Origin of the sequence: Taurinivorans muris (genome assembly GCF_025232395.1) — a bacterium.
In the GTDB taxonomy this organism is placed as follows: domain Bacteria; phylum Desulfobacterota; class Desulfovibrionia; order Desulfovibrionales; family Desulfovibrionaceae; genus Taurinivorans; species Taurinivorans muris.
This window is the reverse complement of the sequence record NZ_CP065938.1, coordinates 938135-951324: the sequence shown is the minus strand read 5'-3', so window position 1 is coordinate 951324 and position 13190 is coordinate 938135. Positions and strand designations below refer to the sequence as shown.

The following is a 13190-nucleotide window of genomic DNA, read 5'->3' as shown; positions in this document are numbered from 1 at the left end:
ATTAATGGGCGTGTTCAATCGCACCCTTGATATAAATCAAAGAAAGAACGAATAAAATGAATGCCTGCAAGGTTTTTCCCAAAAGGAAAAGGAAATATAAAGGCACAGTGCCAAGCAGGGCGCCGATATAAATGCTTGCGCCGAAGCTGAAGAAAATAAGCAGCGTCATTTCTTCGCCGAAGATATTGCCGAACAGACGCAGGGACATGGAAAGAGGGCGTGCCAAATGGGAAATAATTTCAATAGGAAACATCAGGGGCATAAGGGCTTTGCTGGGACCTGTGAAATGTCCGATATAATGGAAGCCCCATGTTTTGATGCCGAGGTAGTTGTAATAAATGAAAACAAATAACGCCACGGAAACCGTCGTATTGAGGTTTGCCGTCGGAGCGTCGAAACCGGGAACAAGCCCGAGCATGTTCATGCTGAAAATATAAAGAAAAATTCCAATTAAAAGAGGAACATAACGACGTCCTTTTTCGCCAAGGGAGTCCACGATGAAATTTTCCAGTCCTCCGATGATGGCTTCAAAAAGCGATTGGGTCTTTCCCGGAATGAGGGAAATCCTTGATTTAACAAATAAACCGAGCAAAAGAAGGAAAATCATTCCGCACCATGTGAAAAACACATAGGTGGTTTGGACTTCAGTTCCGCCGATGTTCATCGTATCCATGTTCATAACGGAAGATAACAGAAGCGGATGTGCTAAACCTTGAGCTGCCATAAATGTCCTCTCAAATTTTGTTATTGCATATCAATAAGATAGGTATCGTCGACATTGGAACGGAAAGTCCTATGCATAAAGCGACAGGGTCGGCATTCCAATGCTTTAAAAATATATATAATAAAAATCCGGTTAAGAAAAGCCTTAAATTTGAGGTTAAAATCTGCCCGAAGGGTAAAAGTTTGTCTGTGCTTGTTCCTAACAGTTTGGAATTAAAATATTTTTGCATAAAAATTGCCATGAAAAAAAAATTCCAAAAAGATAAAATTCCTCCTAAAAAAATCCAGAGAAAAAATGTGCTTTTTGCAATTGTGCATAGGGCGGCAAGAAAAAGCAGTCCTAACAGGAGCATGTCGAAAAAAATAATTCTTTGAATGGCGGGACTTGTGATATTTTTTTTTATATAGTTTTGAGCGGATGAAAATATTTTCATTTATTCTCCGTTGTTATCAAGTTCTTCTTGCTTTTTTTGGAGGTATTTCGCATCAATATAAACATTTCTGAACCCTGCGAAAATCCCCAGAACAACTCCTATGCTCAATCCGATCGGATAGGAATCGAACAGATACGTGTCGCACAGATAGCCAAGCCCTCCTCCCACGAGCGGACCTGACACCATGTGCAGACCCATGGTCGAGGCTGTTCCGAGCATGCCGAAAAGAGGGTTGCCGTTTTCATTTTTTTTTGTATTCATGCGTTTTCCTTTTGATTTTTGCGGTATTGACGGGCTGTTTCGATAAAGTTTTTGGAAAAATGCGGAACAGCGGGAGCAAAAATGTGGGTATAGGATGCAAAACAGTTTTTATAGATAAGTCCGTCAAACGCAAGATTATTGTTTTGCATTTCCTTCTGCGTCATGCCGCGTCCTTTTTTCAGTTCAAAGAGAAATTCTTGGTCCGGTTTGGCGTTTACCGCTGTTGAAAAATGAAATTCATGCCCTTTCCAAATGCTTCCCAGCGGGTGATAGGGGTTTTCCCGAATTGTTTTTATTTCCGCATATCCGAGCCCTTGCGGCTTATCGAAAAATTTTGTTTCAATATCGAAAACGCCGATCATGGGATAGCTTTCGTATTTTTTTTCTTCAGGAAAATGAAGCTGTTTGGCAAGAAGCATAAAGCCTCCGCATTCGGCATATACGGGCATATTCTGTTCAATCCATTCCTTTATTTGCGGAAGTTTCGGAGAGCGGCTGATTTCTTTGGCATACAATTCGGGGTAGCCTCCTCCGATGTACAGTCCGTCAATATCCTTTGCGGTGAGCTTGCGGGCTTGCAGCTGTTCCGCAAAGCTTTGTTCCGACAATAGGGAAAGCGGGACGAGGTTCGCTCCCAATTTTTTGAGCTCGTCAAAATTTTCTTGGTAATAAAACCAAAAAGCGTCATCGTACAGATACGCGATATTAAGAGGGCTAGACTGCATTTTTCGTGTTATTTCAAGGGGCGGATCGGGAAGTCGGGGCATATCGCCTGTGGCTGCCAGAATTTTTTGTGTGTCCGTATTGTCGGCGATAAGTTCAGCCAAGGAATCGAGCATGCTTTGCTTATCGTCGTTTTTATTGAGGCTCAAGCCTAAATGCCGCTCAGGAATAGGGTTGTCCTTTAGGCGGGGAATAGCGCCGAGCACAGGAATATCCGTATATTCCTCAATGGATTGCCGGATGATTGTTTGGTGCCGCGCAGAGGCGATATTGTTCAGAATGACGCCGGCAAGCCTGAGCTCAGGGTCGAAATTTCGTATGCCTAAGACGAGCGCCGCCGTTGTGCGGGTGATTTTTGCGCAATTTACGGTTAAAAGCACGGGGCAGTCGAGGGTATGGGCAAGATATGCCGTGGAGCAAGAGCCCAAATAGTCTTTGCCGTCGTAAAGACCGCGGTTTCCTTCGATGAGGGCTATGCTTTTTTGGGGAGCATTCTGACATGTCGCATAAAAATGCCGTGCCAATGCCTCATCATCTAAAAAGAAAGAGTCAAGGCAATAGCATGGTTTGCGGGAAGCCTGCATAAGCCATGCCGCGTCAATATAGTCGGGGCCTTTTTTGAAGGGGCAGACTGTGTAGCCGTTATTGGTGAAAAATCTTGACAAACCAAGGCTGACAATGGTTTTTCCGCTTCCGCCGCTAAGACCTGAAATAAGTATTTTTTGCATATACGCCTTTACTTTGAACCGGAATGAGCAGTATACGCCTTGTCTAAGACAAGGTATTTTTTTATGCAGGCGTTAATATCGTCGAGGCTGACGTTCAATAATTTTTGCAAATGTTCTTGGCTGTAATTTGGGGAGCGTTCAAAAAGCACCGCATTTGCCGCAGAAGAAGCTCTTGACTGCACTTTTTGCTGATTATTGATGAAGTTCATTTGCACGCTTGCTTTTGCCCGGTTGAAGGTTGTTTTATCAATTCCCTGTGTGCGCAGTGTTTTTGTAATGGCTTTAAATTGTTCCTCTATGCTTTGTTTGTGTTCCGGAGCCGCAATGATCCCATAGGCGATAAAGCCGGTGTGCTCGCTTTGCAGCAGGAGAGGAAATGCGGAATACCCCAAATTCCTTTTTTCGCGCAATTCTTGGTATAAAATGCCGTTAAAACCTTGCAGGGCGGAATTTAATATTTCAAGGGCAGGTGCATCCGGATGATCGAGAGCGACCGCAGGGAAAATAAGCAGGGTTAAATCTTGGTTTCTTCCTTCCACAACGGTTTCAAAAGACTTTTCATCCGTCCATTTTGGATTGGAAATTTGAATTTCCCTGGGGTTTGGAGCGGGCAATTCCGCAAGGGCGGCAAGGACTTCTTCCTTGTCGAAGTCGCCGGCCACACTGATTACAACACGCTGTTCTTTTTGGACAGCCCAATATTTTTTGATGTCTTTCACCGTTACGGCGCTGACGCCTGCTTCTGTTCCAATTTTATTGTTTCCGTAGACATGGTTCGGATAAAGGAAACCGGGCAATTTTGTCATCATGCTTGTGACAACGGAATCTTCATTTTTGCGGATAGCGGCGATTTGCTCGATTTGTATGTGTTTGAGGTCTTTTTTGCTGAATGCGGGTTTTTTGACGGTTTCAGCCAAAAGACCGATAATTTCTTTGGCATGGCGTTTATGCCCGCCTGCTGAAATTTGGAACGACAGCGTGCCGGAAGAGGCTGACAAATACAAATCTCTTTCAGAAAGATAGCGGGTGAGTTCCTTATAATCTTTTTTACTCGTGCCCATGGTCAATAACCGGGCAGTGAGCGCTGGCAGCGCCTCTTTGTTTTTTGCGCCGACAAAAGGCAAAAGGCTTTCTCCGCCAAGGTAGCTCACATCAACGCTCATAAAAGGAATATGGTTATCCTGCATGAGGATGACGGTTTTGTTTTTCGTTTCTATGACTTCCGTTTTATTTTCCGTTTGTTTGGATTGTTCTGCATTTGTTTTTGGGGCTTGCCAGTTTTTTTCTATTGTTTTGACGAGTTCTTCCTTATTGATTTTGGCTGTGTCGGGAAGAATCAAAGAAAGATTGAGGGCTGTCGGTCGCAGATAACGCTGAATGACCGTGTCAACGCTTTCTTTGTTGGTCAAATAAATTTGCTGCAACGCATTTTCCGCCAAAGGGTCCGTTGGATTGTTGAAATAATTATCCCCGTATGTTGTGGCAAGGCTTTGAATGGTTTCCGCTTTTTTCCAATGCAGATTTTCAAGCATGGTCTTTATTTGTTCATATTCCGTATCGCTGAATGTGTCCGCATTCAGTTTCGCAAAAAATTTGCTGATTTTTTCAATGAACTGCGGAATGTTTTTTTCGTCAAGTTCGGCATAAATGTTAAATTGTCCCACTGTTTCAAAAAACATGGGATAGGCGGCAATGGTATCCGCAATTTTTTCCTTATAGATAAATTCCTGCTGTAAGAGGGCGTTGTCATCAAAACTTAAAAGCATGCACAAGATCAGGAGGGCGGAGCTGTCGGGGCTTGCTTCATGGGAAACGGGAAAACTGATATTCACATAGCTTTTGTTCCATGAGCCTTTTTCCATATTGACTTGTGTTCCTCGTGCCAAAGCTTGGACTTCTTCAAGGGATAAAGGACGTTTTTTTTGTATGATTCCGCTATTTTTGTATTGCCCGAAGCGTTTGCTCGCTTCTTTGAGCACATCGTTCCTGTCGATGTCGCCGGCGACAACAAGGAGCATATTGTTCGGATTGTAGTTTGCTTTTATATATTCCTGAATATCTTGAGTCGTAATGGATTTGAGCGTTTCCACCGTTCCGATGACGGGATTGGCGTAAGGCGTGCCGTGGAGCGTTGAAGACGTTGAAAGGTGCAGGAGCTTGGTTTCCGGCATATCGCCGCGCTGGCGCAGTTCCGCAATAACGACTTCCCGTTCCTCATTCAGCTGCTGCCTGCGCAGGATTGGTTCAAAGGCGAGTCCTTGTATCGCTTCAAGGCTTAATCGCCATTTTTGGGAAGGCATATCGTTATAATAGACCGTTCTGTCGTAAGAAGTGTAGGCGTTTAAATCGCCTCCTTCATTTTCAACAATGAAATCAATGCCTTTCGGGTGCGTTTTGGTGCCTTTAAAGAGCATGTGCTCAAGTAGATGAGCAATTCCTAATTTATCTTGTTTCTCATTGCTTGAACCGCTTCGCACATAAAGGCGGGTGGAAACAATGGGAAATCTGTGATCTTCTTTAATGAGCACGGTCAGCCCGTTTTGTAATTGGCTGATATGAGGATATTCGTTCGCTTGCGCTGGTTGAAAATGGAATAAAAAAGAAAATAAAAGGGTAAGAATGATTTTTTTCATAAAAAACTCCAAGATACGATAAAGCCCTCAAAAGAGGGCTTGCGGCTATTGTTTCAATTCTTTTTGAATATCAAATTCGATTTTATTAAATTCCTGTATGATTTTTTCCGTAACATCAATATCCGGATTGTAGCTTGCTGTTTCCGTTGCATGCAAAATCACATCGATATTGTTATCTTTTCTGTAAGTATCAATGACGTTCATAAGCTTGTCCGAAATAACCGTAAACAGGACTGTTTGCTGATTTTGGATTTTGTTTTGCAGTTCGTAGGCTGTTGCCTGAATTTCCGATTCCAGATTTTGAATGAGTTTTTCATCTTTCTGTTCATCGGCTTTTTTGCGCTTGTCTTCAAGCTGTTCCAATTGTTTAATGCCTTCACTCTGCAATTTTTCAAAATAGCTGTTAATGCTTTGACCGTGTTTGCTTTGTTCAAAAATTTTATTCGTATCGACAACCGCCAAAGATTGGGCGAAAGCTGCTGCGTTCAAAAATGAAATGCCGAGAGTGAAAGAGCAGATAAGTATAAGAAGTTTTTTCATAGGATTTCCTTTAAACATGTTTCAATATGTATACTGATATTATTCAGAATTGGCAATAGAAAAATTTTAGCTTAAACTTTCTGTAACCCGTTTTAAATATTCCCTTGTTTCGCCTGAACGGTAATTTTGGATAAGGCTGTTGTAAACTTCCTGCGGACTCATGGCATTGATAGCCCGGATGGCTTTTTCTTTTGTTTCGCCGAAATGGCGGAGAACCGCGGAGGAGCCTGCGTTATAGGAGGCGATCAGCAGGGAATTCAGGCTGTCATGGTCTGTTATTCCGTTCAGGTGATATTTTTTAATCAGATACAGGTATGCTGTTCCATAGTAAATATTGTTTTCAGGGTGCATCAATTCCATGTCTGTAATTTCTTGTTTGTGTTTGAAAAAACGGTTCACTTCCGCCGCCGCCGTGTTTGGCACTACCTGCATGAGGCCGTGTGCGTTTTGCTTGCTGAGAGCCTGCGGAATGAAATTGCTTTCAACTTCGATAATGCTCATGATGAGGTTTCTGTCCAAACCGAATTTGTCCGCATAACGGTTGACATAAGGGGTTATCGCCTTTTTACGTTTGCTGTATGATTTTCGCGTGTCAGAACGGTATTTGTCCTTAGCCAAATGGGGCATGAGGGAAATGATTTCAGTTCGGCTGATGTTTTCAATGAAATTCGGACGTTCCTGTGAAGAAGCTGTGATATTGCGATATATTTTGCCGGGCATATTTTTGCTTGGCGAAGATTGTTTTTCCACATGTTCCGCTTTCTGCAGCGGAGCCGTATTTTGGTATATTGCGTCGATTTTGTTATTTATGGCGATAATTCCGCTGGTCGGCAGCGAATCGCGCTTGCCAGTCTCATTTTTAAGGGGCAAAAATTGGAGCAGATTGGTATTTAATACGCCGAAATATGATTGTTCGGGATTTTTCTGAATAAAACCGGTGATCGGAAAAAGAAAAACAGGCAAAAGCAAAAGTAAAACAAAATGTTTGAATTTCGTATGTGTGATTACTGTGCGCACAGCTTTTTTACATCTGTTTTCAATATGTGTCATAGAATTGGCACTAGGAATTACTATTGCGTTCAATATGTTGTTTTTATTCTTAAAATTGTTCATTGTTTATTCCGTTATGTGTATTCACAAAAGGTTAAACGTTTCAAAATACGTATGTATACAATTTGATAAGCAATTTTTGTGCCATTTGACTAAAATTTAAAACCACAGTGAATGTATTAAAAATATTATTATATTCCGCTGTGTTAATGCGTTTCGGGCTTTTGTCGCGGGGGTGAAAAACAGTCAATACATTGTACAGCCGGTATGAACTTGACAATGATAATCATTCTTGATAAGAGAAACCAAAGGAGTCTTCCATGAGAACCACACAAAGCAGAATGACACGCCAGCGGAAAGTGATTCTTGAAGAACTGGGCAAAGTTTACACGCATCCCACGGCTGACGAAATATATACAATGGTTAAAGAAAAGCTGCCCAATATCAGTTTGGGAACCGTTTATAGAAATTTAGATTTACTTGCAGAAAATAATCAGGTATTAAAACTTGAAACAGCGGGGAATATCAGGCGTTATGACGCAAATATGAACCCTCATTCCCATATCCGCTGTGTTTCTTGCGGAAAAATTTTTGATGTTCCGTACATAGATACGTCAAAATTGAATTTGAACAGCGAGTGTTTGAATGCTTTTCGGCATATCAATATCAGGGTTGAACTTGACGGAGTTTGCACTGAATGTTCTCAAAAAAAATAATAATTATTACAAATAATTATAGTTTATTTGCAGAACAAAAAATATAAACCTCTAGCAAAAGGAGATATTATGAAAAAATCTTTAAAAGGTACCAAAACAGAAAAGAATCTTCTCACTGCTTTTGCAGGAGAATCCCAAGCCCGCAATCGTTACACATACTTTGCTTCCCAAGCAAAAAAAGATGGCTATGTTGAAATGCAGCAGGCATTTGAAGAAATCGCTTCCCAGGAAAAAGAACATGCGAAGCGCTTGTTCAAATTTCTTGAAGGCGGAGAAGTTGAAATTACCGCTTCTTTTCCTGCCGGAGTAATCGGTTCAACTGTTGATAACCTTATTGCCGCTGCGGCTGGTGAAAATCATGAACATAGTGATATGTATCCAAGTTTCGCCAAAATTGCGGAAAAAGAAGGTTTTCCGGAAATCGCATGCGTGATGCGCAATATCGCTGTTGCCGAAGAAGCGCATGAAAAACGCTTTTTGGAATTTGCAGACAACATAAAAAACGGTACCGTATTCAAAGGTGCAAAAAAATGGCGCTGTTTGAACTGCGGTTTTGTGCATGAAGGAAATGAAGCTCCTAAAACTTGTCCTGCATGTGATCATCCGCAGGCATTTTTTACAACACGCATGGGGTATAAGTGAAATGGCTGACGCAAAAGATATGTGGATGTGCCAAGTGGCTAACTGCGGTTATATTTATAACCCGGATAAAGGCGATAAAAAAGGCAAAATTGCGGCAGGCACAAAATTTGAAGATCTGCCCGATGATTGGAGATGCCCTGTTTGCGGCGCAACCAAAAAAGGCTTTAAATGCTTAGGCGCGTAAATTGTATGATTTTTATATGAACAGCATGGGCTATGCGTTTTGTCATCACGTATGATTGGCGCATGGCATGCTGAAAAAATCGTACAAAAATAATAAAAAGTCCCTCTCGTATTTGAGAGGGACTTTTTTTGTCGCTTCAGCATAAAACAGTTATTGGTTTGGCTGTGTCCAGCAAATAGGGGCTGTTCAAAGCCGCTGGTCTTTATTTGAGTGATTTTTGAAGATAGCGTATCGGATAATTTTTGTTTGCACGCCACACCATGCTATGCATGCAGTTTTTCTAAGAGCCATGCCATATTGTTTCCAAGGTTTGTCATTGTTCTGACGCCTTCCTCATCTTTGAGCACTTCGCCTTTTTCACGTCCGATGCCTAAATTCCAGTAGCTGCTCATAGGTACTATCATGCTATTGATACCAAAAAACGCCATAAGCGTATTATAGGTATTTATCGCTCCGCCGCGGCGGGCGGCAACAATAGGCGCGCCCACTTTACGGGCCAAAATACCCGTAGGACCGAGAATATAGCCTGTTCTGTCGATAAATGCTTTCATTTCTGAAGTCATATTGGCATAATAGGTCGGAGAGGCAAGAATAATCGCGTCGGCGGTTTTTATTTTTTCTACCCATTCGTTGATCGGGTCGTCCTTGAAAATACACTGTCCTGTTTTACGGCAGGAAAGGCAAGCGCTGCATCCGTGCAAAAGCGTTCCGCCCACTTGAATGATTTCTGTGTCATATCCTTTTTCTTGCAATGGTTTCAGGCAAATATCAATAAGTTGTCTGGTGTTGCCGTTTGTTCTCGGACTGCCGTTAAAAGCCAATATTTTCATAACGCACCTCCTTCGGTTGTATTTTTTTGATTATAGCGAATTGTTAGCATAAAGCAAGCGTGGAAAGCCTGATATTTATATTTGTATATTTCCATAAAGTACGGTATAAAAAACAAAACGACAAGGACTTGGTATGGATTCTTATTTTTACGCTGTTATTATGGGAATTGTTGAAGGATTGACTGAATTTTTGCCTGTATCTTCAACTGGGCATTTAATCCTTACGGGCGAATTGCTCGGACTTGACGGTGCTTCCGGTGAAACGTTTGAAATCGTTATTCAAGTTGGGGCGATGTTTGCAGTTGTTTTGTGCTATTTCAATAGATTTTGGGGATTGCTTTTTCCGCAAAAAGAAAAGAAAAAATCTTTCAGCGGATTGCGCGGGATAACGCTTCTTATGGTTACCACACTTCCGGGGGCATTTTTCGGTTTACTGTTCCATTCATTCATAAAAACGCTTTTTACGCCTTTATACGTTGCAATAGCTTTGTTTGTCGGGGCAATTTTCATGCTTGTTGTGGAGAAAATCAAGTTCAAAGCAAAATATGCAGGTATTGATGACATTGATTATAAAACAGCTTTGGGCATCGGGCTTTTTCAGTGCTGCGCCTTATGGCCCGGTTTTTCCCGTTCTGCTTCAACTATTTGCGGAGGAATGATCTTAGGGCTGAAAAGGGAAATTGCGGCGGAATATTCTTTTTTGGCAGCCGTGCCTATCATTGTCGGGGCTGCTTGTTATGATTTGTTTAAATCGTATTCCTTGATTTTGGCTGGCGATATTCCCTTTTTTGTTGTGGGGACCGTTGTTTCTTTTCTTTCCGCCTTGGTGGCGATTAAAGGCTTTATTGCCATGCTTTCAAAAGTCGGTTTAACTCCTTTCGCGGTGTACCGCCTGCTCTTGGTTGTTCCTGTTTATTATTTTATGGTGTATTAACACGTTAGAATGAAAGCGGTTTTGTGCTTTGGCAGCCGTGCCTATCATTGTCGGGGCTGCTTGTTATGATTTGTTTAAATCATATTCCTTGATTTTGGCTGGCGATATTCCTTTTTTTGTTGTGGGGACCGTTGTTTCTTTTCTTTCTGCCTTGGTGGCGATTAAAGGCTTTGTTGCCATGCTTTAAAAGTCGGCTTAGCGCCTTTTGCGGTGTACCACCTGCTCTTGGTTGTTCCTGTTTATTATTTTATGGTGTATTAACACGTTAGAATGAAAGCGGTTTTGTGGTTATTATAAAAAAAAATGAAAAAATATAAAAAAAAGCTTGCATTTTTTTTGGTTTGCATATACATATTCTTTCACGTTAATACACAGCGTGGCAAGGTAGCTCAGTTGGTCAGAGCACTCGGTTCATACCCGAGTTGTCGAGAGTTCAAATCTCCCCCTTGCTACCACATATTTCAAGGAGCCCCTGCTTAGCTTAAGAGTTTTGCAGGGCTTATTTTTTATACGTTATTTGTGTACCACGCGGCTTTTATTATTCATATTATATTGAAAAAAATAGTTTTATCTTTTTAAAATTGGTTTTTGGGTAACTATCAAGAATGATTATGCGTTGGTGCGTTGGAAGTGTTGGTTATGTTGTATTGATTATTGATAATGTGGTGATGTGTTGTGACTACGTGTTGGTTGACAATTTATGTATTATTAGTAATCATTAAGAAAATAATAAGGAGAGGACAATATGACACAGACTTTTGGTGAATTAAATGTTGTAGTTAGTCAAAAGGAACGATTGGTTGCATTTTTGCTTTGCTTTTTTTTAGGGGTATTTGGGGCACATCGTTTTTATGCGGGACGTACTTTAAGTGCTGTCAGTATTTTAGTTTTAAATGTTATTGGTTGGTTTACATCGTTTTTGGGAGTCGGTCTTGTTCTGATTGGAATTGCTTCTTTTTGGGTTTTTATTGATTTTATTATCATTATTATTGGAAAATTTAAAGATAAAAATGGCTATCTTATTTTGAATTGGACAAATCCGGCAAAACAAAACGGTTAAACAGAATTAAATAGTTACAGCTTGTTCCATACATAAGAACCCTATCGGTATAGGGTTTTTATGGTTAATGCTTATGAATAGTGTTTTTGTTTATTATGGATTTTATGAAAAGGGGTTGTATCATAATTGTTAGATTTTTGTGTGAGATGTAATATGGTAGACAATAGTTTTTAGCTTTAGACTAGGGTGGTTCTGTATAACATTCATAATTTTTTTATTTTTTGGAGGGAAGTATGGCTCTGCTGCCGCTATCCGTAACGCTCGAAAACGTGCTGACGGCTGTCGCTTCCCCAATCCCCTTAAACGCAAACTCGTTATAACTTTGTTTGTAACGAGTTTGCGTTTATTGTCTGATTTTATCAATATGTTATTGCAATATGATACGGAAATGTTCTGATTTGTATTCTTCAGAAAACAGATTGAATTAAAAAATAAAGCAACCTATTAATCTGTGCAGGCATAGTTTTATATCACAGCACTGTATGGTTGCTTATATTTTGATATGTGGTGCCGAAGAGGAGACTCGAACTCCTACACATTGCTGCACTGGAACCTGAAACCAGCGTGTCTACCAATTCCACCACTTCGGCATATTATATATTATTTATGAAAGAGCTGCTCCTTTTTTATTATGCTTGTTCATCAATCACAATTCCGTAGGATAATTCCGAACTTAAGCGTGCCGCAGGGTGCGTAGTCAGAAATTTTTGTGTCGCTTCGTAATTGGTGATGGTGTTAGGTTCTCCCCCTGAAGAAATGGTGAGAAGCATTGACGGGTCATAGGTTTCCGGATTGATAAGTCCGTAAACAAAAGACGTAAAAGATTTTGTGGAGCCTTCAATCATTACGAAAGGATTAAAGGTATCCGTATAAGGGTAGATATACGCTTCAGGAGTTTTGTCTGATAAATCAGAATAGTGAAAAGCAACGGGCTTAAATTCTCTGCTCGTATTATGAGAATTGTAGTTGGTTGCATGAATAGCTTCCCACATGACGGAATTAGCAATATCCATATATTGTGAATAGCTCATCACTTCCTCCTTTTTTTCAATAATACAACAGAAGTTAAAAAATGTAAATAATTATATTTGCGCATAAAAAAAAAGGCAACAAATTCCCATTTATCGCCTTTATCGGTAATATTATGAATATGCGTTACGCTTTTTGCGCTTCCGGACATTCTTGGCAGCGACCGCTTATTTTGGCACTGTTCATCAATTCTTCCAAAATTTCAAGGCTGATAAGGCTGTTGAGATCGAGAAGAATAAGTAAGCCTTTGTCAAGTTTGCTTACGCCGCGGATATAGTTTGAACCGTCGGCATTTGTGAGGACCGGCGGAGCGGGTTCGATAGCGGATTCGTTGATGCGGACGACTTCGCATACGGCATCGACAATGAAACCGACGGTAAAATCATGCGTATGCACAACAATGATTCTTGTTTCATTATTATAAGGAATGCTGGGGAGTTTAAAACGTTTCCGCATGTCGATAATAGGAATTACTTCACCGCGCAGGTCAATCACTCCTTTTACGAAGTTCGGTGCTGAAGGTACGATCGCAATGGGAAGCATACGGATAATTTCCTGTACTTGGAGAATATCAATGCCAAATTCTTCCTCACTTACTTTAAAAGAAACAAGTTGTGCCAGCTTGTTATCATTGTTTGCTTGAAAGTTTAATTGTTGACTCATAGCTTCCTCAGATTTTAAATTTTATTGTTGATACTAGTTT

General features: G+C 40.8%; 16 protein-coding genes and 2 tRNA genes. 7 read left to right on the top strand and 11 right to left on the bottom strand.

The window, feature by feature from the left end; genetic code table 11:
* Nucleotide 1 precedes the first annotated feature (1 nt).
* The 7 genes from atpB to JBF11_RS04435 all read right to left on the bottom strand — a co-directional run bounded on the left by atpB (nt 2) and on the right by JBF11_RS04435 (nt 7155).
* A complete protein-coding gene (atpB, locus tag JBF11_RS04460) occupies nt 2-724 on the bottom strand; it encodes a F0F1 ATP synthase subunit A (protein ID WP_334316174.1) in 723 nt (240 codons plus the stop codon).
* A 10-nt stretch (nt 725-734) separates the two neighbouring features.
* A complete protein-coding gene (locus JBF11_RS10125) occupies nt 735-1157 on the bottom strand; it encodes an ATP synthase subunit I (RefSeq protein ID WP_417168628.1) in 423 nt (140 codons plus the stop codon).
* Nucleotides 1158-1418, bottom strand: coding sequence for an AtpZ/AtpI family protein (locus JBF11_RS04455; protein WP_334316173.1), 261 nt, complete (start codon nt 1416-1418; stop codon nt 1158-1160).
* Nucleotides 1415-2869 (bottom strand): cobyrinic acid a,c-diamide synthase CobB, encoded by a 1455-nt coding sequence (locus JBF11_RS04450; RefSeq protein WP_334316172.1) that lies wholly within the window; start codon nt 2867-2869, stop codon nt 1415-1417. Before JBF11_RS04450 ends, JBF11_RS04455 begins: the two co-directional genes overlap by 4 nt.
* A gap of 8 nt (nt 2870-2877) precedes the next feature.
* A complete protein-coding gene (locus tag JBF11_RS04445) occupies nt 2878-5502 on the bottom strand; it encodes a M16 family metallopeptidase (RefSeq protein ID WP_334316171.1) in 2625 nt (874 codons plus the stop codon).
* A 45-nt stretch (nt 5503-5547) separates the two neighbouring features.
* Nucleotides 5548-6042, bottom strand: coding sequence for an OmpH/Skp family outer membrane protein (locus tag JBF11_RS04440; RefSeq protein ID WP_334316170.1), 495 nt, complete (start codon nt 6040-6042; stop codon nt 5548-5550).
* Between the two features lie 66 nt (nt 6043-6108).
* On the bottom strand, nt 6109-7155 hold the full coding sequence (locus tag JBF11_RS04435) for a transglycosylase SLT domain-containing protein (protein WP_334316169.1): 1047 nt from the start codon (nt 7153-7155) through the stop codon (nt 6109-6111).
* A 257-nt stretch (nt 7156-7412) separates the two neighbouring features.
* Here JBF11_RS04435 and JBF11_RS04430 point away from each other — a divergent pair, with 257 nt between their 5' ends.
* From JBF11_RS04430 to JBF11_RS04420, 3 genes are all read left to right on the top strand, one after another.
* Nucleotides 7413-7808: a Fur family transcriptional regulator gene (locus JBF11_RS04430; RefSeq protein WP_334316168.1), complete on the top strand. Its 396-nt coding sequence runs from the start codon at nt 7413-7415 to the stop codon at nt 7806-7808.
* Between the two features lie 69 nt (nt 7809-7877).
* Nucleotides 7878-8450: a rubrerythrin gene (rbr, locus tag JBF11_RS04425; protein WP_334316167.1), complete on the top strand. Its 573-nt coding sequence runs from the start codon at nt 7878-7880 to the stop codon at nt 8448-8450.
* Nucleotide 8451: 1 nt separating this feature from the next.
* Nucleotides 8452-8634, top strand: a complete 183-nt coding sequence (locus tag JBF11_RS04420; RefSeq protein WP_334316166.1) for a rubredoxin — start codon at nt 8452-8454, stop codon at nt 8632-8634.
* A 263-nt stretch (nt 8635-8897) separates the two neighbouring features.
* Here the strand turns inward: JBF11_RS04420 and JBF11_RS04415 are convergent, their stop codons facing one another.
* Nucleotides 8898-9464 (bottom strand): flavodoxin family protein, encoded by a 567-nt coding sequence (locus JBF11_RS04415; protein WP_334316165.1) that lies wholly within the window; start codon nt 9462-9464, stop codon nt 8898-8900.
* Nucleotides 9465-9597: 133 nt separating this feature from the next.
* Between JBF11_RS04415 and JBF11_RS04410 the strand changes: the two genes are divergently transcribed.
* From JBF11_RS04410 to JBF11_RS04395, 4 genes are all read left to right on the top strand, one after another.
* Complete coding sequence (locus JBF11_RS04410; protein ID WP_334316164.1) at nt 9598-10398, top strand: undecaprenyl-diphosphate phosphatase; 801 nt, start codon at nt 9598-9600, stop codon at nt 10396-10398.
* A gap of 28 nt (nt 10399-10426) precedes the next feature.
* Entirely contained in the window at nt 10427-10585 is a 159-nt protein-coding gene (locus JBF11_RS04405; RefSeq protein ID WP_334316163.1) for a hypothetical protein, read from the top strand.
* A 191-nt stretch (nt 10586-10776) separates the two neighbouring features.
* Nucleotides 10777-10853 (top strand) — tRNA-Met (locus tag JBF11_RS04400).
* A gap of 290 nt (nt 10854-11143) precedes the next feature.
* The gene (locus tag JBF11_RS04395; protein ID WP_334316162.1) at nt 11144-11458 is read left to right on the top strand and encodes an NINE protein; all 315 of its coding nucleotides are present in this window, start codon (nt 11144-11146) and stop codon (nt 11456-11458) included.
* 505 nt (nt 11459-11963) lie between these two features.
* On the opposite strand, the gene JBF11_RS04390 is transcribed toward JBF11_RS04395, so the two are convergent.
* The 3 genes from JBF11_RS04390 to JBF11_RS04380 all read right to left on the bottom strand — a co-directional run bounded on the left by JBF11_RS04390 (nt 11964) and on the right by JBF11_RS04380 (nt 13150).
* Nucleotides 11964-12048 (bottom strand) — tRNA-Leu (locus JBF11_RS04390).
* A 39-nt stretch (nt 12049-12087) separates the two neighbouring features.
* Nucleotides 12088-12489, bottom strand: a complete 402-nt coding sequence (locus tag JBF11_RS04385) for a hypothetical protein (protein WP_334316161.1) — start codon at nt 12487-12489, stop codon at nt 12088-12090.
* Nucleotides 12490-12613: 124 nt separating this feature from the next.
* Nucleotides 12614-13150, bottom strand: a complete 537-nt coding sequence (locus tag JBF11_RS04380) for a chemotaxis protein CheW (protein WP_334316160.1) — start codon at nt 13148-13150, stop codon at nt 12614-12616.
* Nucleotides 13151-13190: the final 40 nt, after the last annotated feature.